Raw genomic sequence first — 22,502 nt, forward strand, 5'->3', positions numbered from 1 at the left:
GCGACGATGCTGTCACACGATCAGATATGGAGTGCAATCGACGGGCTTGCCGAGCGGCATGACCTGACGCCCTCCGGCCTCGCGCGTCGTGCAGGTCTCGACCCCACCTCTTTCAACAAATCCAAACGACTGAGTGCCGATGGCCGCCAGCGCTGGCCGTCGACGGAATCCATTGCCAAGGTGCTCGATGCAACAGGGGCCAGCGTCGAGCAGTTCATGGGATTGCTGCGGCCTGGGTCCATGCCGTCAGGCATGCCGGACGGTGCCTTTCCGCCGCAGGCGGGCTCTATTCCGCTGCTGGGCTTTGCGCAGGCCGGAGCAGGCGGCTTTTTCGACGATGGCGGCTTTCCGGCCGGGCAGGGCTGGGATGTCGTCGAGTTCCCGGCGACCCCGGCGCAGAAAGCTGGCGTCTACGCGCTGGAAGTGCAGGGCGACAGCATGATGCCGCTTTATCGCGATGGCGACGTGCTGATCGTCGAGCCCGGTGCGCAGGTCCGGCGCAACGACCGCGTGGTTGTTAAAACGCGTGAGGGCGAGGTCATGGCCAAGGTCTTGCTGCGCCAGAGCCCGAAGTCGATCGAGCTTCTGTCGCTCAATCCGGCCCATCCCAACAGAAGCATCGAGCTTGTCGATGTGGAGTGGATGGCGCGGATCATCTGGGCGAGCCAATAGGAAAGTTGTCTTGATGCGTTCCCCCACTCTGCTGACCGGTGTCACCGGCGCCGTGGCCGTCATGGTCCTGGTCTACGTCGGGCTGACGGCGATGAACCTGCAGCCGCATATCACCTTCGGCGATCCGGCACCGCGCGTGGCCAGTCTCGACAAGCCGCCGGAGAAGCCGGATGCACCGCAGCCTGTGACAGCGGCGCCTGAGCCTACGGCGTCTCCGAAAGTTTCGGAGCAGCCCGCGACTTCCTTGGCGCCGGCGCCGGCGCCGACACCACAAAGTTCAGACAATTCCGCTGCTAGTGAGATGCCGGCCCCCGCGCCGTCGTCATCTCCCGCCGAGCCAGCGCCAGTGTCGCCATCGACCCCGGTTCCACCTTCTGAAGCACCACCGCCGCCCGCCGCTGCAGTGCTGCCGCCTGCTCCGCCTGTCGTGGCGGCTACATCGCCGCGGCCGGCAACTCCGGAGCCGGGCGCAACCGGCCAAATGCTTCCCTCTCCCGAACCCGCGTCGCCCAGCGCTCCCGCTGTCGCGGCCTTGCCGCCCGCTGCCCCGGTAACTGCCACGTCGAAGGAGGCGACAAGCCCGTCGGCGGCATTGCCGGACCGGACGCCGCCGGTTGCCACGGCCGAACCCCCGTCTTCACCGGTGGAAGACAGCGCCATTGCCGACAGAATGGCGCCGCCGCCGATGCCTCCGTCCTCTCCGACTCCGCCGACACCCCCGGTGCCGCTTGCAGCCTCGGTTCCGACGCCGCTGACGAGACCGCAGCCGCCAGCGGAAAAACTTGCCAGCGCCGAGCCTCTGCCTTCGGATGACAAGGACGCGGTCGCATCTTCGGGCAAGCAGGCACCGCCGACGCAATCTGCCGCGCTGGCGCCGCAGCCGGAGCGGCCGGAAGGCGATGCTGGCGCCACTCCGCAAGCGAATGCGGACCTGAAGCCGATCGATCTCTCCCGTCCCTTTGCCGAGCGCGCCGGTATCCTCACCATCGGTGGCAGGAGCGTGCAGCTTGCCGGCATTGTGCCAACCGATCCGTCACGCAGCTGTACCGGCCCGAATGGCAAGGAATGGCCGTGCGGCACGCTGGCCCGTACCGCGCTCCGCTCCTTCCTGCTTGGCAGGACCATCACCTGCGACGTGCCCGACCCTGAGTGGAAAGGCTCGATCACGGCAGATTGCCGGTTTTCGAGGGTTAATCTCGGCGACTGGCTGGCGCGCAATGGCTGGGCCGAAGTGGCCGCAGGCTCGCCGTTTGCCGGTGCCGCGGACGAAGCCCGCAAGGCCGGCCGTGGCGTCTATGGCAACGATCCGCGCAAAAAGCATCAGTCGACATTGGCGCCCGAGCCGCCGAAGGAAGATCCGCTCAATCCCATCTGACGCCGGAAGTTACTGTCGGCCATCAGGGATTTTATCCCGACCCTTGTTATCGCTGGCGTGACTTCCTACTCTCGGGGAAGCTTAGAGGGACACATATTATGAATGCACAGCTTTCCGCCCAGGACGCCCTGATCTACGTCATGGTCATGGCTTCAGCCGTCGACCGTACCATGAACGACCGGGAGCTGGGCCGGATCGGCGAGCTGATCGAGGCATTGCCGGTTTTCAAAGGCTTTGACGAGGATCGCTTGATCGCCGTATCGCGTGATTGTGCGACCTTGCTCTCGGGCGCCGAGGGGCTGGACATCGTGCTGGAGACGATCCGCGACGCCGTGCCGCCCCGCCTCTACGACACCGCATACGCGGTTGCAGTCGAGGTCGCCGCTGCCGATCTTTCGGTGACTGCCGAAGAGCTGCGGTTGCTGGCGATGCTGCGCGACCGGTTGCAACTCGACAAGCTCACCTGCGCTGCAATCGAGCGCAGTGCAATTGCCCGCTACCGCAAGGCCTGATCCAAGCCTAATAGAGGCTGGTCGGGAAATAGCGTCGATAGATTTCCTGAAGGCGACCGTTGCGCGATAACGTCGCCAGCGCGTGGTTGATGGCTGCCGTCAGATCGGTATCCTGCTGACGCAACATGACGGTCATCCCTTCGCCGAGAAACTGTTGCGAAAGATAGGGGCCGTCGAAGAGGGCGCAGCATTTCTCTGCCGCAGGCGATGTTGTCCAGAAGGACAATTGCAGCCCGTCGGCAAAGGCTGCATCCACCGAACCGCTTTTCACGGCTGACAAAAGCTGCGCGCTGTCGTCGAATTCAACAGCCGTGATGGCCGGAAAGAAGGCCTTGAGCATCGCTGCATGCGCTGTTGCCTTGATCACGCCGACGCGCTTGCCCGAAAGCGCCGCCGCCGTAGTTCCGGGGAGGTCGGCTTTGAGATTGCGGACGAAGCGCGCCGGCAACATCAGATAGGGCCTCGAGAAAGCGAACTGGTTTCGCAGATCCGCTGTCACCGCGATGCCGGCGAGCACGGCGTCGCCCTGCGATGCGGCAAGCGCCGGACGAAGTTCGCCGAACGGCAATGCCTGGATCTGGCATCTGTCGGCAATTGCCAATTCTGCGCAGATTTCGCGAGCGAGATCGACATGGAAGCCGGCAAGCTTTCCGGACTGGTCCAGAAAATTGAAAGGCGGGAAGTCGGTTGCGGTCAGAAAACGCAGGCGAACCAGCGACGAAAGATCGGGTTTTGGCAATCGCTCACGGGAATCGAACAGGATTGGCAGGTTGCCAACAGGCTTTTCATCGGCAAAGGTTGACTGCGGCATGAGAAAAGATGAAAATATCGCGCATACCGTGTAAAAACCCCTTAAATTGAGGGGTGATTTAAACCTGCGCATGATTATCATCCAAGGCTAAGCGGCGTGGGGCGTTGCATTGCGTAAGGATGTATCACCTTGATGCGCTTCGGGGAATATCCACCACAAGCGGCAAGCACGGCGGCTGTGGCGCTATCAGACATCGTTGGTGAAATACTGCCGGCAGATGCGGCACTTCCCGTATTCTTCGGTCGATTGCAGGCAGAGGCCGTGGCACTGGAACGGATCGGCATAGGCCGGCCCTATGTCGCGACGGCAGCCGCAGCGGCGCTTCTCAACGGAACGCGTATCGAACAGGAGCTGTTGGCGGGAACGCTCGTCCGGGAGGATGCCTACTACGGCGCCATAGCCCGGGCTCTTCGAGTGCCGTTTACCGAAACAATCCCCGGTGGCAGCGTCATTGATATCGCCGGCCTCGACAGCCAGCTGTTGCGACCGACCACGCTGCGGGTCAATCATCCGCTTCGCCCACCGCTCACCCTGATCGCGCCGCAGATCGATCGGCTGGAGGAGGTGGCCGTCCTGCTGAGACGCTACCCGGACCTGAAGCACAGTCTGATAGTCACGACGCCGGGCGCCATTCGCGCCGCCGTATGGCAGGCGGGTGCGGATCGTCGCGTCCGCAAGACAGTCGGCGACCTGTTTGAAAGCCAGCCGGGGTTCAGCGCTCGCGTTGTCTTCCATGGCTATCAGGGGTTTTATGCCGGCGTCGGGCTAAGCCTGCTGGCGGTCGGGCTGGTTTCGGATCCGAACACCCAGACTATTCTGCATGTGCTGCTGTCCTTTTCCTATCTCACCACTCTGATGCTGCGGGGTCGCGCCGTCGTCCAGCGTCGGCGGCGGCGGCCAAGGCTAGCTGTCGATCCCTGTGGCCCGTGTCCCGTCTATACGGTGATGATCGCGGTCTATGGCGAGGCCGAAATCGTGCCGCAACTGGTGGCGACGCTGAAGCGGTTGGACTGGCCCGTCTCCAGGCTCGATATCAAATTCGTCTGCGAGGCGGACGATCGCGAAACGATTGCGGCCCTGCGCGCCCAGACGCTGGGACCGCAATTCGAGATCGTCGAGGTGCCGCCGATGCATCCGCGCACGAAGCCGAAAGCGCTGACCTACGCACTCAACGGTGCGCGGGGCGCCTATGTTGCCGTCTACGACGCAGAGGACCGCCCACATCCCCAGCAATTGCGGGAAGCGTATGCCAAGTTTCGGAGTGCGCCGGCCGATGTAGCCTGCCTGCAGGCGCCGCTGGTGATCGGCAATGGCGGCGAGAACTGGATCAGCGCCATGTTCGCGCTGGAATATTCGGCGCTGTTCCGGGCGCTTTTGCCGATGCTGGCAAGGTATCGCATGCCGCTGCCGCTCGGGGGCACGTCCAATCATTTCCGCACCGATATCCTCCGGTCATCCGGCGCCTGGGATCCATTCAACGTCACGGAAGATGCCGATCTCGGCATGCGGCTCTATCGCCTCGGTTATCGCTCCGATGTCATCGATCGTCAGACCATCGAGGATGCACCGACCGGCATAGCCATCTGGTCCCGGCAGCGCACGCGCTGGTTCAAGGGCTGGCTGCAAACCTGGCTGGTGCTGATGCGAGACCCGCGGGGCCTGCAGCGCCAGATGGGCTTCAAAGCATTCGCCATATTCCAGCTGCTGATCGGCGGAATGTTGCTCTCGTCGCTCGGTCATCCGCTGATCATGCTGTTTCTGCTGCGGTCGCTGACGGCGATGCTGCATGTTCCAACGGAAGCAATTTCATCGTTCGATATGACGATGTTCGTCATCGATTTTTCCAACATCTTCGGGAGCTACGCCATCTTCCTGTTGCTCGGTACTGCGGCGATGATCGCGCCTGAAAAAAAGCGTATCCGCTGGCGATGGATGACGGTGCCGTTCTACTGGATGCTGGTCTCGATCGCCGCCTGGCGTGCGGTGATCGAGCTCCGGACCAACCCGTTCCATTGGCACAAGACTCCGCACCGGCCATCGACACCCGCTCTGTGATGGCTATTGCCGGGCAATCGGGGCCCTTGGAGGAATAGAAGGTATTCCGCGATAATTTACCGCCGGACCATGGACATACCTCCGCCTTTTCGGCAAATCCCTATGCGACTGTTTTCTCGCTGGGAGCACCGCCATGGCCGTGATTTACAAGATCGTACCGGAACTCGCCTGGCAGGAAGCCCGGGAAGAGGGCATCTTCCACGGTGCGTCGATCGACCTTGCCGACGGCTACATCCATTTTTCGACCGCAGCCCAGGCGAAGGAAACGGCGGCACGCTATTTCGCTGGCCAGACGGACCTGCTGCTGGTTGCCGTCGATAGCGAGGTCCTCGGGGATGCTCTCAAATTCGAGCCGTCACGCGGTGGAGATCTGTTTCCCCATCTCTACGGACTTCTGTCGACAACCTCCGTCCTCTGGGCCACGCCGCTGCCTTTGGACAAGGATGGCGCCCATCAGTTTCCGGAGATGCTGCCATGATCGATCTCTTCAAGGCCGTCGCCCGTCGCGGCTTGTTCCTTATCGATCCCGAAACGGCCCATGGCCTGTCGATTACCGCTTTGAAGTCCGGACTTGTGCCGGCCTGCCAACTGCCCGCCGATCCGCGCCTGCGGCAGACGGTTGCTGGCCTCGACTTCGTCAATCCTCTCGGCATGGCCGCCGGCTTCGACAAGAATGCCGAGGTGCCCGAGGCGCTGCTGAAGCTCGGCTTCGGCTTCACCGAGATCGGGACGGTCACCCCGAAGCCGCAGCCAGGCAATCCAAAGCCGCGCGTCTTCCGCCTGGTCGAGGATGAGGCGGTGATCAACCGCCTCGGTTTCAACAATGAGGGTCATGATGCCGCCTATGCCCGGCTGGCAACCATCCGCAATGCCGGCATCATCGGCGTCAACATCGGCGCCAACAAGGACAGCGTCGATCGAACAGCCGATTACGTCGCCGGCATCCGTCGGTTCTATTCATTAGCCGGCTATTTCACGGTGAACATCTCTTCGCCCAACACTCCCGGCCTGCGCGATCTGCAGGCCCGTGAAAGCCTTTCAACCCTGCTTTCCGCTGTCCTTGCCGCACGCGATGCCGAAGCAGCCAGGGCCAACAGGAAGATCCCGGTGTTCCTGAAGATCGCCCCCGATCTGACGGAAGAGGGTATGGACGACATCGCCGACGAAGCCCTGGCGCATGGGCTGGAGGGACTGATCGTTTCCAACACGACGCTCGCGCGCAACGGGCTGAAGGACCGGAGCCAGGCTGGCGAGGCGGGCGGTTTGTCCGGCAAGCCGCTGTTCGAACCATCGACGGCGGTGCTCGCCCGCATGCGCAAGCGGGTCGGTCCATCGATGGCCATCATCGGTGTCGGCGGCGTCTCCTCGGCGGAGACTGCGCTGGAAAAAATCCGCGCCGGCGCCGATCTGGTGCAGCTTTATTCCAGCATGGTCTATGGAGGCCCTGGTCTCGCCGGCAGCATCCTTACCGGCCTGTCGAAGCTGCTGGATCGCGAACAGGTGACATCGATCCGCGAACTCCGCGACAGCCGCCTTGACTACTGGGCCAGTTGGAAGGTCTGATCGGCCTTCGGTTTCAGGCGGGTGGCGAGAAAGAAGCCGCGAAACAGCAGAAAGCCGTTCAGCGACAGCCAGAGGCCGGCATTGCCGAACGAGGGCACGAGGACGGCGAGTGCTGCGAGATAGCAGAGGAACGACAGCAGCATGCGGTTGCGCATCTCGCCCGACCAGGTGGCGCCGATGAACACGCCGTCCATCAGATAGGCAAGCGCACCGGTCAGCCCTGAAATCGCGGCGTAGGGCAGGTATTTCAGGGCCATCGCCCGCACATCGGGCGAGGTGGTCAGCACGCCGATGATCGAGGCTCCGAAGACGAGGAAGACAATGGCAGCAAGGCCTGCCAGCCCGAACGACCAGAGGATGGTCAGTTTCAGGCCGCGATCAAAGGCCGTCCTGTCGCCGGCGCCGATGGCCCTGCCGGTAATCTGCTCGGCGGCATTGGCAAGGCCGTCGAGATAGAATGCGGAGATCAGCACGAAATTCATCAAAACCGCATTGGCGGCCAGCGTCACCGCGCCAAAATGACCGCCGATACGGGTCATTAGCGTAAAAGCGCCGAGGAGCACGAAGGTACGGATCAGGATATCGCGATTGAGCCCGAACAGCTGGCCGAGCTTCTCCCGCGAGAGAATATCGGATCGCGATGGCCGGGGGACGCCGACAAACCCACGCAGCACGATCATCAGGCCAGCCACAGCGCCGATCGTCTCGCCGATCATCGTTCCCCAGGCGACACCCGCAACGCCCCATCCGAGCCAGAGCCCGAGCACCAGCGCCAGAACGATGTTGATGCCGTTGATCAGCGTCTGCAGGAAAAGGCCGATGCTGCCCTGGCCGCGACCGAGCACGAAGCCGAGAATGGCGTAGTTGGCAAGAGCGGCCGGTCCGGACAGCATGCGGATCGAGAAATAGCTGCGCGTGGCGACAGCGACGCCACCCTCCGGCCCCATCAGCTTCAGGCCGGCCAAGAGCAAAAGCGGCGACAGAAGCAGGAGCACCGCTCCGCAGACGAGCGCCGATACAAGCGCCCGCCAGAAGATCGCCTGCTGCTCGGTCAGGTCGCCGCGCCCGTAAGCCTGGGCAGTGAGGCCCGTTGTCGAGGCCCGCAGGAAATTGAAGCTGGCAAAGATGAGGTCGAACAGCACTGCACCGATCGCCAGGCCTGCCAGCGCGTCTGGCTGCCCCAGTTGGCCCACCACGGCGGTGTCGGTCAGCCCTAGCAGCGGCGTCGTCATGAAGGCGAGCGTCATCGGCAGGGCGATGGAGAGAACGAGCCGGTGCGTTACCGTAAAGGCCGGGCCGCGCTTGCCGTTCACGGTGTGATCCATTGTCCTGCCTTGCGAGTCGAGCGGCCTAGAGGCGAGACAGTACCATAGACCAATAGGGCATCTGACCGGGAGCAAAACCTGGCGATACCGCAACGCCGAGACCGGTATAGGGGCCTAGCATGTTTTCGAGGTGATGCGGCGAATGTATCCAGGCATTGACCACCGCATTGACGCTGCGCTGGCCCTCGGCAATGTTTTCCGCAGCCGGCAGCTTGACGCCGCTGGCCTTCACCCGTCGGCCAAAATCGTCGCCAAAGCCGATCAGGTGCGCCATCTTCCTGAGGTTTGCCATGCGCTTGGCTTGGTAGAGCGCCGCATCGGTGGCTGCGGGATCGATGGCGAGAGGTGGCAGGCCATGTTGCGCACGAAGGGCATTTACTAGCGGCAGGGCTGCGGCCGTCTGGTCAGCACCGGGAAGGTTTCTGGCGACGGGCAGGGGCTTGGTGGCGCAGCTTGCAACACCGGCGACAAGCGCAACGCCGCCGAGGCGCAATGCATTGCGCCGGGTCAGGAGGGAATTTTCCAGGGTCATGATCAGTTTCGATAGTTGAAGATGCGGAAGAGGATGAAAAGCGGAATGACGATCGTCGCTCCAAGCAGCAGGTAATCGCCAATACTGCCAAGCGCTGCAAAGCCCGTGTGCCAGAGTTCGAGAATGAAATGGCGGACATTTTCGATCAGATCCATCGGCCGCCAACCGAAGATCTTCATCACGAATCCGACGATCAGCGACACGACGATGAGCTTGACGATCGTCCGCCCCAGCGAGTCTCCGAGAAACCTGTTCACCTGATCTGACATTGATCTCTCCTGTTCGCCCTGAAATAAGCCGGGCAATTCCGCGCTGCAAGCAGTTTTGATCCCTCGCAGCGGTCTTGCCTGAAATAGGACTTGAGTTTTTTTGTGGCCGCGCCCACAGCCTGTTGTGAACAGGGGTTGCCCAATATGCTGCCGAGCCAGCTTTCTTCCGGAGATGTCACGGCCGACCGGCGCGCCGACTACGCAAAAATGCTTGACGAGAACGGCGAGCCCGGGAGCGCGGCCGAGTTGATGGAGCAGGCGCTGGAGCGTGCCCCGGAATGGGCCGCCGGCTGGTTCAACCTCGGCATATACCGAGAGAAGGCCGGCAATTTCGCAGGCGCCACCACCGCCTTCGAACGGGTCGTGCCGCTCGACCGGGGCGACCTTTTTGGCGCGCCTCTCATGCTGGCCTCGCTCGGTGCCGGCGCGATGCCCGATTACCCCTCGAGCCTCTATGTCGAGCGGCTCTTCGACGACTACGCAGAGCGTTTCGACCATGCGCTGATCAAGAAGCTCGCCTACAGCGTTCCCCGCAAGCTCGCTGCACTGATCGCCGAGACGGAGGGCCTGCCGCAGCACTTTCGCCTTGCCGTCGATCTCGGTTGCGGCACCGGCCTGCTAGGCCCGGAAATCCGCAATGGGATCGATCGCCTCGAGGGTTTCGATCTCTCGGGCAACATGCTGGCCAAGGCTGCGGAAAAGCATGTCTATGACCTGCTTGGCATCGCCGACCTCTCCTTGCCCGCGGCCGGCTCAGGGCTATTCGGCACTGACCTTTCCGACCATCGCGCCGATCTGATCACCGCGTCCGACGTGTTCATCTATCTCGGCGCCCTCGAAAATCTGTTTGCCTTGCTGGGTCGTCTTTCGGCGCCCAAAGCGGTGTTTGCGTTTTCCGTCGAGGATGCCGGGGAGGGCACGGGCTTCCGCCTCGGCCGCTCGCTGCGCTATGCCCATACCAGACACTATGTGCAGGAGATCTGCGGACAACACGGATTTGCGATTCGTGCGGAGAGCCGCACCTTCCTTCGCCTGGACGCCGGGCAACCTGTCTCAGGCCTGCTGTTTGTTGCGCAAATGGTCGCCTGAAATCCGGTTTATTGCAAAGACGAGATAGGTCAGCATTCCTTACGCTTTGACGCTTGATTGTCACCGCCTCTTTCCGCAACCTGCGGAAAAAAAGGGGATGCAGCATGTCGAAACTCAAAAGTGCTTTGGGCGTCTGGAACACCAGCGCTACCCGTCATTCGCTGGTCGAGGATATTCAGGGCGTGCTGACTGGCAGCATCGTCTCCTCGCTCGGGCTCTTCATCCTTTCGGCTGCGGGGCTATTGACCGGAAGCACGGCCGGTATCGCCTTCCTGCTGCACTACGCCACCGGCGTGAATTTCGGACTGGCCTTCTTCGTCGTCAATCTGCCGTTCTTCTATCTTTCCTTGAAGCAACTGGGCCGCGCCTTCACCATCAAGACCTTCATCGCCATCGCGCTGACCTCGCTCCTCACCAATCTGCAGCCACGCCTGTTCGAGATCGCCCATATCCATCCGCTCTGGTCGGCGATCCTCGGTGGCGTGCTCCTCGGTTTCGGCCTGCTGGCGCTCTATAGACACCGCGCCAGCCTCGGCGGGGTCGGCATCCTCGGTATCTATCTTCAGGAGCGTTTCGGTATCCGCGCCGGGCTGGTTCAACTCGTCGTCGACATGGGCGTTCTCGCCGTCGCCTTTGCCGTTACCACGCCCTACATCGTACTTTGCTCGGTGGCGGGGGCTGTCGTCCTCAATCTTTTCGTCGCCATCAACCATCGCTCCGACCGCTACATCGCCCTTTAATTCGGCAGCCCGACGAAAATCCGTGCATTGGCGACACCCTGCCGCCATCGTCATTGTGACAATCCACACAAAGGCGGAGCAAAGGGTTGACAGGCCGCCTGTCATGGCGGAACTTTCCGCCAAGGTTTACGAGAAGGTAAAAAACACAGGCTTTGTCATCCGCCTGTCGCAGAATTTACCCTACACGGGCAACGTCCCGGTGTCTGCCGAAGCTGTTCCCCCAGTCTTCGGGCAACCGAGCGAAGTCAGGCCGCACCGCGAAGGTGAAGGCTTGGTTCACGACAGCGGAAATGAGGGAAACGATGCCTAAAACCGAAGAACGTCTGCTCGACGCAATCAAGAGCGCCACGGGATTTCACGGACAGGTCTATCCGATGCGGCTCGCCGACCGCCAGATGGCTCGCAAGCTCGTCTCCGATGGCCGCATCGTCGAGGCTGCAGGGTCCTGGGGCACCACCATGTGCATCGGCTACCGCATCAACAAGTAGCATCCGGCACGTCGTAGACCGCATGCCTCAGCGGATCCTCATCCAATAGAGGCACAAATGCGCCTCCAGTTGCTCCCCCGTCGTTGGGTCGTTGGGCGCACAGATCGGTTTCGACGGTGGCCATTTTATGCCGGTTCGCTGCAAAATGTCGAATTAGATGGTGGAAAGTCTGGCGTCCTTGGCGGCGGAAGGTTATCGCTTGGCCAAATGACTGTCGCATGCAGTCGCAAGCCAATTGGAAAAGACACAGGCATGAGCAGTTTCATCCCGTCACCCCTGATACAGGAAAATATCAATTCGGCCGTGGATTGGATGACTGCGGATGACGATTTCCTGGCGGAGGTGCATCTCAGCACGCCGACCGACAGGGTGGTGCTCAGTTTCGGCGACACGCAGATGCATGGCGGTGTCTCTAGGCTGAAGGCGCTCTTCAAGGCGATCACAACGGGTAAGGACCATATCAAAGCGGTCCCTCTGAAACAGAGGTTCCTCTTCAAGCTCGACCATGCCGGTCGCGGCAATCACGCACTGGCAAAGGATCTGCGGGAGACATTGGCATGGGCCGATGCCAACGGGCTGATCACCAGCGGCATGATCTTCAATCAGCTGCTCAGCAAGAACATTGCCGAGGGTTTTGTCTGGTTCGGTTTCCCCGACCCGCAAAAGGCAGTTCTGTTCAAGCAGTCCGGCTACGAGCCCGCCTCTATCTAGGCGGGATCGCAATTGTCGGTTGGCTCTCTTCAAGCAGCCGCAGCGACCTTGTCGATCGGGTGCTGGCCACGAAATCCGACGGCGAGACGGTTCCAGACGTTGATCGCGCCGATGGCCACGGTGATCTTGACCATTTCCTCATCGGAAAAGTGCTGGCGAAGATTGTCATAGGCGTCGTCCGGAATGCCGGTCTGGGCAATGTTGGTCACCGCATCCGTCCAGCCGAGCAGCGCCCGTTCACGCGGATCATAGACCGGCGATTCACGCCAGACGCTCAAGAGGTTGATCCATTGTTCGCCGAGGCCGTCATGTCGCGCTTCCTTCACGTGCATGTCCACACAGAAGGCGCAGCCGTTGATCATCGAGGCTCGCAGCTTGATCAGGTGGATGAGACGCTTTTCCAGGCCCGAGTTCTGCACATGCACTTCCAGGGCCGACACGGCCTTATAGGACGACGGGGAGGCTTCAAAATAATTGAGGCGTGGTTGCATGATAGTCTCCTTGGGTTGGAGCCTCAGCGGCTCGTCTTGCGTTCATGGATCGCGAGAAAAGCACAGCCTCGGGCCGCAATGCTTCCGTCGTCGATGTCTGTCAGTTCCACGATAAGGTCGGCAATCGTGGTCTTGGCCAGCTCTGCCCGGTAGACGCGCTCTGCCCGCAACATCGCCGAAGAGATATTGCACGGCTGCGCGAAGAAGCGCGACGACACCGGGTTCGGTCCGCGCTGGCGTATTTCGTTGCAGCGAAAGGCCGGCGCCGGGCCTTCGACTGCCAGAACGACATCGAGCAGGGTAATCTCGGACTTTGCTCTCGCCAGCCGGTAACCACCCTTCGGACCCGGCAGCGTGCTGACGATGCCGGCGTTCGAAAGCGCCTGTAGATGCTTCAACAGATAGCTGGTCGACACGCCATGAAACTCGGCAAGCGCGGCCGCGGACAAAACGCCGCCCTCTGAAAGTCCAGCCAGCATCGCCACACAATGGAGTGCCTGCTCGACCCCGTCACCCAGTTTCATGATATCTCCTTCAATCATGGATAAATTATATCCGCGAATAGGCGGTGTCAAGCGGGATGATTGGCTTTATGGCTGAAGGTGATGTGCTGACGCCTCTTGCCGCTAGGATTTAGCGTCACCTGAACTACATATGGTCACGTGGATCGCATCGAGACTGAGACGCTACTGGCCCTGCCCATTCCCTTCACCCGCTGGTTTGCGGAAAAGGGCTGGCAGCCCCGCGCCCATCAGCTCGAACTGCTGGCCCGCGCGGAAGCTGGCGAAAGCACGCTGCTGATTGCGCCGACAGGTGCCGGCAAGACGCTGGCCGGCTTTCTGCCCTCGCTTACGGACCTGACGCGGCGCGGGAAGATACCGCCAGGGTCGGCCTTCTCCGGCATCCACACGCTTTACATTTCACCGCTCAAGGCGCTGGCCGTCGATATCGAGCGAAACCTGATGAAGCCCGTCGAGGAGATGGGCCTGCCGGTCACCGTCGAGAACCGCACGGGCGATACGCCGAGCGCCAAACGCCAGCGCCAGAAGCTCTCGCCGCCGGACATCCTGCTGACCACACCGGAGCAGGTGGCGCTGCTGCTCGCTAATGGCCAGGCCCAGCGCTTCTTCGGCGATCTGAGATATATCGTCCTCGACGAGTTGCACTCGCTGGTCTCCTCGAAGCGCGGCCACATGCTGTCGCTGGGGCTGGCGCGGCTGCGGCGGCTGGCGCCCGGTCTGCAGACCATTGGCCTGTCCGCTACCGTCTCCGACCCCATGGAACTGCAGAAATGGCTGGTCGGCCAGCGCGAGGGCGAGGATCGTCACGCAGGCCTCGTGACTGTCGCCGGCGGCGCCAAGCCTGATATCTCGATCCTTGCCAGCGAAGAACGCATCCCCTGGGCCGGCCATTCGGCGAAATACGCCATCCCCGACGTCTACAGCCAGTTGCTCGACCACAAGACGACGTTGCTCTTCGTCAACACCCGCAGCCAGGCTGAAATGCTGTTCCAGGAACTCTGGACGGTCAATGACGACAATCTGCCGATCGCTCTGCATCATGGTTCGCTCGATGTCGGCCAGCGCCGCAAGGTCGAGGCGGCGATGGCGGCCAACAAGCTGCGCGCCGTCGTCGCCACATCTACGCTCGACCTCGGGATCGACTGGGGCGATGTCGATCTCGTCATCCATGTCGGTGCACCCAAGGGTGCCTCGCGGCTGGCCCAGCGCATCGGCCGCTCCAACCACCGCATGGACGAGCCGTCGAAGGCGATTCTCGTACCGGCCAATCGCTTCGAGGTGATGGAGTGCCAGGCTGCTCTCGATGCCAATTACATCGGCGCACAGGACACCCCGCCGGTCGGCCGGGGCACGCTCGACGTGTTGGCCCAGCACGTGCTCGGCATGGCCTGCGCCGAGCCCTTCGATCCGCTCGAACTGTTCGACGAGATCACCAGCGCCTCTCCCTATGCCTATCTATCGTGGGAGACCTTCGAGCAGATCGTCGATTTCGTCGCCACCGGCGGCTACGCGCTGCGCGCCTATGAGCGCTACGCCCGCATCCGCAAGATGGAGGACGGCCGCTGGCGCATCTCCAATCCGGCCGTGGCGCAGCAATACCGCCTGAACTCGGGCACCATCGTCGAATCGCCGATGCTGAACCTGAAGATGGTCAAACGCGGCGCCGGCGGACGCATCGGCCGCGGCGGGGCAACGCTCGGCAAGATGGAGGAGTACTTCTTCGAGCAGCTTTCGCCGGGCGACACTTTCATCTTCTCGGGCAAGGTGCTGCGCTATGAGGGTATCCGCGAAAACGAGGCGCTGGCCAGCCAGGCCTATTCCAACGACCCGAAGATCCCTTCCTACAATGGCGGCAAGTTCCCGCTGTCGACCTATCTCGCTGACCAGGTCCGCTCGATGCTGGCCGATCCCGACCGCTGGCACGAGCTACCGGACCAGGTGCGCGACTGGCTAGCGTTGCAGCGGGAAAAGTCGATGGTGCCGAAACGCGACGAACTGCTGATCGAAACATTTCCGCGCGGCAGCCGCGCCTACATGGTGGCCTATCCCTTCGAAGGACGGCTTGCCCACCAGACGCTTGGCATGCTGCTGACCCGGCGGCTGGAGCGTGCCGGCGCCAAGCCGCTCGGCTTCGTCGCCACAGATTATTCGCTCGGCATCTGGGGGCTGGAGGACATGGGCCAGATGATCGCCACCGGCCGCCTCAGCCTGTCCACGCTGTTCGACGAGGACATGCTCGGCGACGATCTCGAGGAGTGGCTGGACGAGTCCTTCCTCCTGAAGCGCACCTTCCGCAATTGCGCTGTCATCTCCGGCCTGATCGAACGTCGCCATCCCGGCAAGGAAAAGTCTGGCCGCCAGGTGACTGTATCGGCCGATCTGATCTATGACGTGTTGCGCAGCCACGAACCCGATCACATCCTTCTTCAGGCGACGCGGCAGGATGCGGCAACGGGGCTTTTGGATATTGCCCGGCTTGGCGATATGCTGAGGCGAATCAAGGGCCACATCACCCACCGGGCGCTCGACCACATCTCGCCGCTGGCCGTACCGGTCATGCTCGAAATAGGCCGGGAATCCGTTCCAGGAGAGGCCCATGACGCGCTGCTGGCCGAAGCCGCCGACGATCTGATCGCCGAGGCGCTGAGCTGACGGGGGTTGGTATGGCGGGGGAGATTTGATCCTCCGGCGTCTCGACAGGCACAGGCATGAACGAAACTTGGAAAGCGGACTTTTGATAACCAGACTGGCGCTTGCGCGCGACATGACCGGCATTGCCACATCAGCCGGCGCGGAAACCAGCGTCCACGGCGTCGCTGCCGTCTGCGATCCTCTTGGTGGCCTTTACCTGCCGGATGCGGGCATCCTCGTCGTCTCGGACCTGCATCTCGAGAAGGGTGCAGCATTCGCCCGTCGCGGCATGATGCTGCCACCTTACGATACGCTGGCAACGCTGACGGTCTTGTCCGCCGTCATCGCTCGTTACGATCCGAAGCTGGTGATTTCGCTTGGCGACAATTTCCATGATCGCAAGGGATCGGCCCTGATGCCGGAGGCTTTCCGGACGCTGATCTCGGGAATGGCCCGAGGTCGCGAATGGATATGGATCAACGGTAACCACGACCCGGATGGCACAACCGGTCTTCCCGGCCAATCGCTGGACGAACTCGTACACAGCGGCCTGACATTCCGGCACGAACCGAAGGCTGGCCGACAGGCCGGAGAGATCGCCGGCCACCTGCATCCCTCGGCCACTGTGCGCAGACGGGAGAAGTCGATCCGCCGTCCGTGCTTTGCAACGGACGGAGGTCGCATGCTGATGCCGGCTTTCGGCCTGATGAGTGGCGGCCTCGATCTCGGTCACAAGGCGATGGCCGGACTGTTCGACCACCCGTTACTGGTTGCCCACCTGCTCGGTCGGGACCGTATCTATTCAGTCCGGTATGCAAGCCTCATCGGCTAATCGGGATCCTGTGGACTTCCCGTTGTCAGTGGTAAGCCTGGCTTGCCACAGCCGTCATATCGAGCTTCGGTCGTGCCAGGGCCAGGAAGCGATCGAGCGGGCAGGCACCCTCGACGCTCTCGCTTTCGCAGCCGGGCATCGTTATCTCTGCCTGGAGCGGCGGCGAGGCTGCATCGATCGTGGAGGCGTCACGAATCTGATCCAGGGTCGGCGCAACGAAGCCGAGACGGACATAGGCCTTGCCCGCGCCATCGCGCAACCGCTCGAAGGTCAGCGCCCCGGTCGGAGGCGTTTCGTCGTCCAGATAGGGCGGAATGTGCCAGTGCAGACCAAGAAGCGCCGCGATTTCGGCCTGTTGGGTATCGCTGCCCATGAAGAGCAGGAAGTTGGCGTTCGGTGGTCCTTCCGCTGATTTCGCGTCCTTCGGGTCGGCAGCGATGGCGAGCAGCACCTGGTTAAGGAAATTCGAAACGTCGCGCGCCGCAAGGTAGGGTACACGGTTGCCAATGTCGTATTTGACCTGGCGCAGCTGCGACAGGCGGATGATGTCGGCAGCGCTGGATGCCTTGTCGAAGGCCACCTGGTCTGCAGGAAAACCATTGGCATATTGCAGCAGGAAAACCTGCACGATCGTGCCGGCTTCGACGATGGGTCCCTTCATGGAAACGCTTGCCGGCTTTCCGTCCTTTGCCGCCTTGGTCTCGATCGTCCAGGGCCGCTGTTCCATCGAGCAGGCAGGCGTCGCGCATCCGAGGATGGTGTCGAGCTCCTTCATCAAGGGCGCCGCCTTGGCCTTCATCGCATCGAAACTGCCGCCGGCCGTGGCAAGGATGGCAGCTTCCGCCTTGGCCGGATCGACGGCCCCAAGGGAGGTTTCCGAGGCCGCGTAAAGCGCGTCGACATCCCTGGTCCCGTTGAAGCCGACGGAAAGGCCGCAGCCGGGGAACATCGCCGATAACAGCACATTCCCGGTATCGATGGTGCGCTGGATGGCACCATTGGCCCAACCGAAGACGGAACCAGGGACAGGGCAACCGCTCTTGGGAACGAGGTTCTTGGCGCGCAGCATGGAAACCTCCCAGGCGGCGAGTTTCTCGGCCGCCACTTTTCCGTGCCCTGTCAGCATGCCGTCGGCGACGTCCCATGTCGGCCACTGCCGGGACGAGTAATGCAGCAGCTCCCGGCTGCTGGTCTGCGGCCGGACGCCGTGACGCATGACTGCGATGTATTTGTCTGGGGAAAGCGCGCCCGCGCCAGCGGGGCTCCCCGCAGCAGCAAACATCAGGCTGGCGATGAGGATGGATTTTAACGACATGGTGGCTCCATGGGAAAGAGCGACCGGCCGCGTGATTGCAACGAAAAATGCCGCTCCGGTCAGAAGGTGACCGAAGCGGCATGTAATAGGATTACGTGAACATTGAGCGACAGATTTGTGGCGGACATAGCCAAGCAAAGTTGTGGCAGATGCCGCCTCGGTGCCGAGGAAAGGACCGTCAGACTATGCATTGTCGGTTCCGCGCAGGCAGTGCTGCCGGCACGGGCTCGATCAGTTTACGAATTCAACGACCACGCCGGGTTTGACCATGCCGGCCAGCTCTTCGGCATCCCAGTTCGTCAGGCGGACGCAACCGTGCGAGCCGACCTTGCCGATAAGGTCGGGCTCCGGCGTCCCGTGGATGCCGTAGGTCGGTTCGGTGAGGTCGATCCAGACGCTGCCGACAGGGCCGTTCGGTCCCTTGGGTATCGTCAGGACCTTGTCGTTCTTGCCCTGCTTGAAGTTCTTGTCCGGGTCGTAGCGATAGACCGGGTTGCGGGCGACGCGCTTGACCTTGTGCAGTCCCTTTGGCGATGGATTTTCCTCGCTGCCCACTGTCGCAGGATAGACGGCGATCGGCTTGCCTTCTGCGTTATAGGCAAAAACCTGGCCACTCTTCTTGTTGGCTTCGATGCGCTTGACCTGGCCCTGCATCGGCGGACCCGGCATCACCACCTGGATCGTCTTGCCAACCGCGAAATCGTTGCCTTCATTGAGTTTTTCCAGCAGCGCCTGAGCCATGTGGAAACGCTCCGAAAGCTTCTCGGCGACGCTGGTGTAGCCCATGCTCTCCATCTTGGCTTTTTCGGCGTAGTCCGTCGGAATGTGATCGACGATGCCCGTGGCATCGTCAGCGGTGATCACGTAGCTCTCGATCACCGGAACCTTGCCATCGAGACGGCTGGTGACATCAGGTCCAACCTTGCCGTCAGTCGCCAGCCCGTTCATCGCCTCGAAGCCTGCGACCGCCTTGCTGACGTTCTCGCCGTAGAAACCATCGATCACCCCTGGAGACGCGCCGGCGCGGTCGAGCAGCACCTGCAGGCGGACAATCGCCGGATCGGGATTGTCGGAAGCGGTCGCCGGACGGTCCGCCGGGATCGACGCGAGCGACGAGGCATTGATTGCGTCGGGCTTCATCTCCTGAGCCGTGGCGGCAAAGGGGACGAGGAGGGCGAGGGTGGTGAGGAGCGCGGTTGTTTTCATGCTGCTCAATGGTCTCGAACCAAAGTTGTTCCGTCGCCGTAGCATATATCGTCGGTGCTCTCGTGCGACGCCCCATAGTCCCTTGCAAACCAACGCAATTTCCGTGCTTAGCGCGACAGCGAAGTGGCGAGTTCTCTAGCTCTTCCGGAATACGAAGCTGGCGGTCCAGCCCGTCACGACGGCGAGGAAAACTGCGAAGAAACCGTAGGCGATCGGTTGCTCATGGGCGGCGTCGGTGATGGTCTGTTCGATGCCGGTCTTGATGACGCGCAGCGGCAGCGACTTTTCGGCGACAAATTTGCCGCTTTTGAAGAGATAGGCGCGCACAGTGTGTACGCCGTTGGGCACGTTGGCCGGCAGGCGTAGCGTCGCCTTGAACAGGCTGGAGCTGACGAAGCGCACGCCGCTCGGATCGCGGTCGTAGAGGCCGCCGCTCTCCTGCAGCCTCCGGAACGCGTCGCGGAACTCACGCAGGTTTCCGACGTCGCCAACGAAGCCGACCGGGTTGAGCGGAATATGATCGAGGCCGATGCCGTGGTCGTTCAGTTCCAGCGGCGTCGTGACGCTGTCGACGGCACGCGTGCTCGACAGCGAATAGGCTTCCGGCACCCGCTCGAAGGTCATCGACCGTGTGTTGACCCAGATGCCGAACACCCGTTGCTTCTTGCGCACCGTGGCATTCTCGCGCGGACCTTCCAGCACCACGACGATGTCATACTGGCCGATGGCCAGCAAAAGCTGGTCGGTATTGCCGAGTGCGCCGAAAATCGTCAGGTCGGCGCCGGCGAAATCCGACGTGATGGCGATTTCGCTGGTCGAGGTGCCGATCTCCATCGTCTCGGGCAGGGGCGTCGCCGGTGCGTCGAGCATGACCTGCGCCCGGGCGCCAAACGCTGCCAGCAGCAGGGCTCCGGCAAGGATAAGCGCACGTCCCATCATTGGCCGATACCCTCCATGACAATGGAGTAGATATCGGTCGGCGTAACGATCAGGGCGATGGCAAGGCGCACGCCGACGGCAAGTACGAGCAGGCCGAGCAGGGCACGCAGCTGCTCGCCGCGCAGCCGCTGGCCGACCCGCACGCCGTATTGCGCGCCGATGACGCCGGCCACCATCAGCACGAAGGCGAGCACGATATCGACGGAATAGTTGGTGGCTGCCTGGACGATGGTCGTATAGCCGGTGACGAAGATGACCTGGAACAGCGATGTGCCGACCACGACATTGGTCGGGATGCGCAGAAGGTAGATCATCGCTGGAACCAGGATAAAGCCGCCGCCGATCCCCATGGGGGTCAACACGCCGACGAAGAAACCGAGGCCGAATACCGGAATGACACTGAGATAGAGTTTGGATTTCTTGAAACGCATTTTCAGCGGCAGCCGCTGCACCCAGTTATGGTGGCCGGGCCGCTTGGGCAGCGGCTTGCCCTTGCCGGCTGCGCGTCGCAGCGCATTGATGCTCTCCCAGAGCATCAGCGTTCCCACCGTGCCGAGCAGGAACACGTAGAGAAGCGAGATGATCAGGTCGATCTGGCCGACGCGCCGCAGGATCACGAAGACCCAGAGGCCAAGCGTCGAGCCGACAAGGCCGCCGGCAAGCAGGATCGATCCGAGCTTTAGATCCAGTGAGCCGCGCCTGAAATGGCTGATAGCGCCGGAAACCGAGGAGGCAACGACCTGGTTGGAGCCTGTGGCGACGGCGACAATTGGGGGAATGTTGTAGAAGATCAGCAGTGGCGTGATCAAAAACCCGCCGCCGACGCCGAACATGCCCGACAGGAAGCCGACCGCCGCGCCCATGCCGAGGATGATGAAGATATTGACCGATAATTCCGCTATCGGCAGGTAAATCGTCACGGCCGGACCCCAAATGAACTGCGCTCGTTCAGCAAACCCGGCGCCTAATGAAATTTCCCCTTTGAACGCGCGACGCTCATACGAAACCCTAGCCGGAACCCGTTAAGGAAAGTTTGGGTTTGGCGATGTTAAGTCAATCGCCATTCCTGGGCCGAAGCATTTTTCCGAAAGGTGTGGTAAATGCCACAACGCCGACACCGCGCAGGAATGCTGTCGCTCATCGCGCCTTCTGGAACATCTCGAAAAACAACGAGAGAACAAATCCGACCAGAAACAGGATTCCAAACGATGGTAGCGAGTATTTTACGCTGTCATGCGGAAATGCAATTCCCCAAAAATGCTGCGCCGCGACAATTGTCAGGCTGATGATCAACGACCTCAACGCGATGAGGGCCACATGACGCAAATAAGCACTCCGGATTAGGCTCCCCACTCACGGGGGGACGTTGATGCCGCCAGGACGAGGCTTCACGAGGAGAATATCTCCCCGCCAGCGCGCCGCGTCAACGGTCGGCAGATCTGGCTACCTGACGCCGATGAACGGCAAGGCGCCGCCGGGCGTCATCGAGGTGGGCAGCTTGCCGTCCCAACCATTGCCGATAGCCTGGTATTGAATAAGCGCAGGGTTGTCGCGGAGCGCCTCTCCCTTGGCCCGGATGGCGTTCGCATCGGCCTCACCACGGAGCGTGATGGCTTTGGCCTGGGCAGTCGCGAGGGCAAGCTGGCTATCCGCATCGGCCTGCGCCTTGGTCACGGTGATCTGCGCCAGCTGCTTCTCGTTCTGCGCTTTCTGTGCCGATTTCTGAACCTCGACTTCCGCTGTCATGCGGGCTTCGATTGCCTCCTCGTACGGCTTCGAAAACTTGATGTTTTCCAGCTGTACGCCTTCGATCATGACCGGCCCCTTGACGGAGTCGCTCAGCGCCTGGCGGATATCGGTGTTGAGCTTGTCGCGCTGGCTGATGGCCGTTGCCGCCGTGTAATGTCCAAAGACGTTTTTGACCTGCTGCTGGATACGCGGACGGATCAGACGGTCGGCAAGTCCCTCGGCGCTGCCGAACTGGCTATAGACATCGACGACCTGCGAAGGCGTAATGCTGTAATTGACGGAAAGCTGCATATGGGCAGGCTGCTGGTCCTGCGAGTAGGCTTCCGTATCCTCGATCTTGATGATCTGTGTCTGGACCGGAAAGCGCGTAACGACCGTGACGAACGGCGTCTTGAAGCCAAGGCCCGGATCCGCCGTGCCAACGACTGCACCGAAGCGCGTGATCACACCGCGTTCGCCTTGATCGATCGTGTACCAGGAACCCAATATAACCGGCAGTCCGACCAGCGCGATGACTGCGACGCTGGCAATAAATTTGAGCGGTATGCGTGAGGCAGTTTCGGTCATGGTACTTCTCACTGTCTGTTGCGGCGGACTTTCACTGGGCTAGAAGCGGCACGATCATATTATATGAAATAAACGAAGGCTCCATGGCAATGGCCAGACGCTCGGCTCT

At 61.8% G+C, this 22,502-nt stretch carries 24 protein-coding genes; 13 read left to right on the forward strand and 11 right to left on the reverse strand.

All coding sequences use genetic code 11. The features are described from left to right. The first annotated feature begins 6 nt into the window (after positions 1 to 6). The 3 genes from J5274_RS06825 (at position 7) to J5274_RS06835 (ending at position 2,559) form a co-directional block, all read left to right on the forward strand. Complete coding sequence (locus tag J5274_RS06825; RefSeq protein ID WP_142823944.1) at positions 7 to 672, forward strand: helix-turn-helix transcriptional regulator; 666 nt, start codon at positions 7 to 9, stop codon at positions 670 to 672. A gap of 13 nt (positions 673 to 685) precedes the next feature. Next, positions 686 to 2,047 (forward strand): thermonuclease family protein, encoded by a 1,362-nt coding sequence (locus J5274_RS06830; RefSeq protein ID WP_142823945.1) that lies wholly within the window; start codon positions 686 to 688, stop codon positions 2,045 to 2,047. Positions 2,048 to 2,145: 98 nt separating this feature from the next. Then, positions 2,146 to 2,559 (forward strand): tellurite resistance TerB family protein, encoded by a 414-nt coding sequence (locus J5274_RS06835; protein WP_142823946.1) that lies wholly within the window; start codon positions 2,146 to 2,148, stop codon positions 2,557 to 2,559. Positions 2,560 to 2,566: 7 nt separating this feature from the next. On the opposite strand, the gene J5274_RS06840 is transcribed toward J5274_RS06835, so the two are convergent. Continuing rightward, entirely contained in the window at positions 2,567 to 3,445 is an 879-nt protein-coding gene (locus tag J5274_RS06840) for a transporter substrate-binding domain-containing protein (protein WP_374113742.1), read from the reverse strand. A 57-nt stretch (positions 3,446 to 3,502) separates the two neighbouring features. Between J5274_RS06840 and J5274_RS06845 the strand changes: the two genes are divergently transcribed. The 3 genes from J5274_RS06845 (at position 3,503) to J5274_RS06855 (ending at position 6,988) form a co-directional block, all read left to right on the forward strand. Further along, a complete protein-coding gene (locus J5274_RS06845) occupies positions 3,503 to 5,425 on the forward strand; it encodes a glycosyltransferase family 2 protein (RefSeq protein ID WP_142824444.1) in 1,923 nt (640 codons plus the stop codon). 133 nt (positions 5,426 to 5,558) lie between these two features. After that, a complete protein-coding gene (locus J5274_RS06850; RefSeq protein ID WP_142823948.1) occupies positions 5,559 to 5,903 on the forward strand; it encodes a DUF952 domain-containing protein in 345 nt (114 codons plus the stop codon). Beyond that, positions 5,900 to 6,988, forward strand: coding sequence for a quinone-dependent dihydroorotate dehydrogenase (locus J5274_RS06855; RefSeq protein WP_142823949.1), 1,089 nt, complete (start codon positions 5,900 to 5,902; stop codon positions 6,986 to 6,988). Before J5274_RS06850 ends, J5274_RS06855 begins: the two co-directional genes overlap by 4 nt. Here J5274_RS06855 and J5274_RS06860 read toward each other — a convergent pair. From J5274_RS06860 to J5274_RS06870, 3 genes are read right to left on the reverse strand one after another with little or no spacing between them, the layout of a single operon-like run. Beyond that, the gene (locus tag J5274_RS06860; RefSeq protein ID WP_142823950.1) at positions 6,964 to 8,313 is read right to left on the reverse strand and encodes an MATE family efflux transporter; all 1,350 of its coding nucleotides are present in this window, start codon (positions 8,311 to 8,313) and stop codon (positions 6,964 to 6,966) included. The genes J5274_RS06855 and J5274_RS06860 overlap by 25 nt on opposite strands. Before the next feature lie 25 nt (positions 8,314 to 8,338). Next, on the reverse strand, positions 8,339 to 8,845 hold the full coding sequence (locus J5274_RS06865) for a CAP domain-containing protein (RefSeq protein WP_374113734.1): 507 nt from the start codon (positions 8,843 to 8,845) through the stop codon (positions 8,339 to 8,341). A gap of 2 nt (positions 8,846 to 8,847) precedes the next feature. Then, entirely contained in the window at positions 8,848 to 9,114 is a 267-nt protein-coding gene (locus J5274_RS06870) for a DUF6460 domain-containing protein (RefSeq protein WP_142823951.1), read from the reverse strand. 144 nt (positions 9,115 to 9,258) lie between these two features. Here J5274_RS06870 and J5274_RS06875 point away from each other — a divergent pair, with 144 nt between their 5' ends. The 5 genes from J5274_RS06875 (at position 9,259) to J5274_RS06895 (ending at position 12,142) form a co-directional block, all read left to right on the forward strand. Next, the gene (locus tag J5274_RS06875) at positions 9,259 to 10,203 is read left to right on the forward strand and encodes a methyltransferase domain-containing protein (RefSeq protein WP_219274891.1); all 945 of its coding nucleotides are present in this window, start codon (positions 9,259 to 9,261) and stop codon (positions 10,201 to 10,203) included. 104 nt (positions 10,204 to 10,307) lie between these two features. Continuing rightward, positions 10,308 to 10,943 (forward strand): YitT family protein, encoded by a 636-nt coding sequence (locus tag J5274_RS06880; protein ID WP_111216688.1) that lies wholly within the window; start codon positions 10,308 to 10,310, stop codon positions 10,941 to 10,943. A gap of 103 nt (positions 10,944 to 11,046) precedes the next feature. Then, positions 11,047 to 11,253 (forward strand): hypothetical protein, encoded by a 207-nt coding sequence (locus J5274_RS06885; RefSeq protein ID WP_142823953.1) that lies wholly within the window; start codon positions 11,047 to 11,049, stop codon positions 11,251 to 11,253. Next, positions 11,246 to 11,431: a hypothetical protein gene (locus J5274_RS06890; protein WP_142823954.1), complete on the forward strand. Its 186-nt coding sequence runs from the start codon at positions 11,246 to 11,248 to the stop codon at positions 11,429 to 11,431. The genes J5274_RS06885 and J5274_RS06890 overlap by 8 nt, the downstream gene beginning before the upstream one ends. 252 nt (positions 11,432 to 11,683) lie before the next feature. Then, positions 11,684 to 12,142: a hypothetical protein gene (locus J5274_RS06895; protein WP_142823955.1), complete on the forward strand. Its 459-nt coding sequence runs from the start codon at positions 11,684 to 11,686 to the stop codon at positions 12,140 to 12,142. A 29-nt stretch (positions 12,143 to 12,171) separates the two neighbouring features. On the opposite strand, the gene J5274_RS06900 is transcribed toward J5274_RS06895, so the two are convergent. Beyond that, positions 12,172 to 12,633 (reverse strand): carboxymuconolactone decarboxylase family protein, encoded by a 462-nt coding sequence (locus J5274_RS06900; protein ID WP_142823956.1) that lies wholly within the window; start codon positions 12,631 to 12,633, stop codon positions 12,172 to 12,174. A 23-nt stretch (positions 12,634 to 12,656) separates the two neighbouring features. Further along, positions 12,657 to 13,157, reverse strand: coding sequence for an Rrf2 family transcriptional regulator (locus tag J5274_RS06905; protein WP_142823957.1), 501 nt, complete (start codon positions 13,155 to 13,157; stop codon positions 12,657 to 12,659). Positions 13,158 to 13,295: 138 nt separating this feature from the next. Here J5274_RS06905 and J5274_RS06910 point away from each other — a divergent pair, with 138 nt between their 5' ends. Continuing rightward, a complete protein-coding gene (locus J5274_RS06910; RefSeq protein WP_142823958.1) occupies positions 13,296 to 15,806 on the forward strand; it encodes a ligase-associated DNA damage response DEXH box helicase in 2,511 nt (836 codons plus the stop codon). An 82-nt stretch (positions 15,807 to 15,888) separates the two neighbouring features. After that, complete coding sequence (pdeM, locus tag J5274_RS06915; RefSeq protein ID WP_202617126.1) at positions 15,889 to 16,617, forward strand: ligase-associated DNA damage response endonuclease PdeM; 729 nt, start codon at positions 15,889 to 15,891, stop codon at positions 16,615 to 16,617. Between the two features lie 25 nt (positions 16,618 to 16,642). Here the strand turns inward: pdeM and J5274_RS06920 are convergent, their stop codons facing one another. The 5 genes from J5274_RS06920 to J5274_RS06940 form a co-directional block, all read right to left on the reverse strand. Then, positions 16,643 to 17,932 carry a histidine-type phosphatase gene (locus J5274_RS06920; RefSeq protein ID WP_142823959.1) on the reverse strand — a complete coding sequence of 430 codons (1,290 nt, stop codon included), beginning with the start codon at positions 17,930 to 17,932 and terminating at the stop codon, positions 16,643 to 16,645. A 231-nt stretch (positions 17,933 to 18,163) separates the two neighbouring features. Beyond that, positions 18,164 to 19,138, reverse strand: coding sequence for a L,D-transpeptidase (locus J5274_RS06925; protein WP_142823960.1), 975 nt, complete (start codon positions 19,136 to 19,138; stop codon positions 18,164 to 18,166). A gap of 135 nt (positions 19,139 to 19,273) precedes the next feature. Then, the gene (locus J5274_RS06930; protein WP_374113735.1) at positions 19,274 to 20,077 is read right to left on the reverse strand and encodes a TIGR02186 family protein; all 804 of its coding nucleotides are present in this window, start codon (positions 20,075 to 20,077) and stop codon (positions 19,274 to 19,276) included. Continuing rightward, complete coding sequence (locus J5274_RS06935) at positions 20,074 to 20,997, reverse strand: sulfite exporter TauE/SafE family protein (RefSeq protein ID WP_142823961.1); 924 nt, start codon at positions 20,995 to 20,997, stop codon at positions 20,074 to 20,076. The genes J5274_RS06930 and J5274_RS06935 overlap by 4 nt, the downstream gene beginning before the upstream one ends. 523 nt (positions 20,998 to 21,520) lie before the next feature. Then, positions 21,521 to 22,393 carry a prohibitin family protein gene (locus tag J5274_RS06940; RefSeq protein ID WP_142823962.1) on the reverse strand — a complete coding sequence of 291 codons (873 nt, stop codon included), beginning with the start codon at positions 22,391 to 22,393 and terminating at the stop codon, positions 21,521 to 21,523. Positions 22,394 to 22,502: the final 109 nt, after the last annotated feature.

This window comes from Rhizobium sp. L51/94, assembly GCF_019355555.1.
Lineage (GTDB): Bacteria > Pseudomonadota > Alphaproteobacteria > Rhizobiales > Rhizobiaceae > Rhizobium > Rhizobium rhododendri.

Excerpts from the sequence above, each read along its gene's own strand:
- J5274_RS06865 (WP_374113734.1), bottom strand. The coding sequence starts at position 8,845 with ATGACCCTGGAAAATTCCCTCCTGACCCGGCGCAATGCATTGCGCCTC.
- J5274_RS06880 (WP_111216688.1), top strand. The coding sequence starts at position 10,308 with ATGTCGAAACTCAAAAGTGCTTTGGGCGTCTGGAACACCAGCGCTACC.
- J5274_RS06895 (WP_142823955.1), top strand. The coding sequence starts at position 11,684 with ATGAGCAGTTTCATCCCGTCACCCCTGATACAGGAAAATATCAATTCG.
- J5274_RS06830 (WP_142823945.1), top strand. The coding sequence starts at position 686 with ATGCGTTCCCCCACTCTGCTGACCGGTGTCACCGGCGCCGTGGCCGTC.
- J5274_RS06860 (WP_142823950.1), bottom strand. The coding sequence starts at position 8,313 with ATGGATCACACCGTGAACGGCAAGCGCGGCCCGGCCTTTACGGTAACG.
- J5274_RS06890 (WP_142823954.1), top strand. The coding sequence starts at position 11,246 with ATGCCTAAAACCGAAGAACGTCTGCTCGACGCAATCAAGAGCGCCACG.
- J5274_RS06870 (WP_142823951.1), bottom strand. The coding sequence starts at position 9,114 with ATGTCAGATCAGGTGAACAGGTTTCTCGGAGACTCGCTGGGGCGGACG.
- J5274_RS06900 (WP_142823956.1), bottom strand. The coding sequence starts at position 12,633 with ATGCAACCACGCCTCAATTATTTTGAAGCCTCCCCGTCGTCCTATAAG.
- J5274_RS06885 (WP_142823953.1), top strand. The coding sequence starts at position 11,047 with ATGGCGGAACTTTCCGCCAAGGTTTACGAGAAGGTAAAAAACACAGGC.
- J5274_RS06920 (WP_142823959.1), bottom strand. The coding sequence starts at position 17,932 with ATGTCGTTAAAATCCATCCTCATCGCCAGCCTGATGTTTGCTGCTGCG.
- J5274_RS06835 (WP_142823946.1), top strand. The coding sequence starts at position 2,146 with ATGAATGCACAGCTTTCCGCCCAGGACGCCCTGATCTACGTCATGGTC.
- J5274_RS06930 (WP_374113735.1), bottom strand. The coding sequence starts at position 20,077 with ATGATGGGACGTGCGCTTATCCTTGCCGGAGCCCTGCTGCTGGCAGCG.
- J5274_RS06825 (WP_142823944.1), top strand. The coding sequence starts at position 7 with ATGCTGTCACACGATCAGATATGGAGTGCAATCGACGGGCTTGCCGAG.
- J5274_RS06855 (WP_142823949.1), top strand. The coding sequence starts at position 5,900 with ATGATCGATCTCTTCAAGGCCGTCGCCCGTCGCGGCTTGTTCCTTATC.
- J5274_RS06940 (WP_142823962.1), bottom strand. The coding sequence starts at position 22,393 with ATGACCGAAACTGCCTCACGCATACCGCTCAAATTTATTGCCAGCGTC.
- J5274_RS06925 (WP_142823960.1), bottom strand. The coding sequence starts at position 19,138 with ATGAAAACAACCGCGCTCCTCACCACCCTCGCCCTCCTCGTCCCCTTT.
- J5274_RS06905 (WP_142823957.1), bottom strand. The coding sequence starts at position 13,157 with ATGAAACTGGGTGACGGGGTCGAGCAGGCACTCCATTGTGTGGCGATG.
- J5274_RS06875 (WP_219274891.1), top strand. The coding sequence starts at position 9,259 with ATGCTGCCGAGCCAGCTTTCTTCCGGAGATGTCACGGCCGACCGGCGC.
- J5274_RS06850 (WP_142823948.1), top strand. The coding sequence starts at position 5,559 with ATGGCCGTGATTTACAAGATCGTACCGGAACTCGCCTGGCAGGAAGCC.
- J5274_RS06845 (WP_142824444.1), top strand. The coding sequence starts at position 3,503 with ATGCGCTTCGGGGAATATCCACCACAAGCGGCAAGCACGGCGGCTGTG.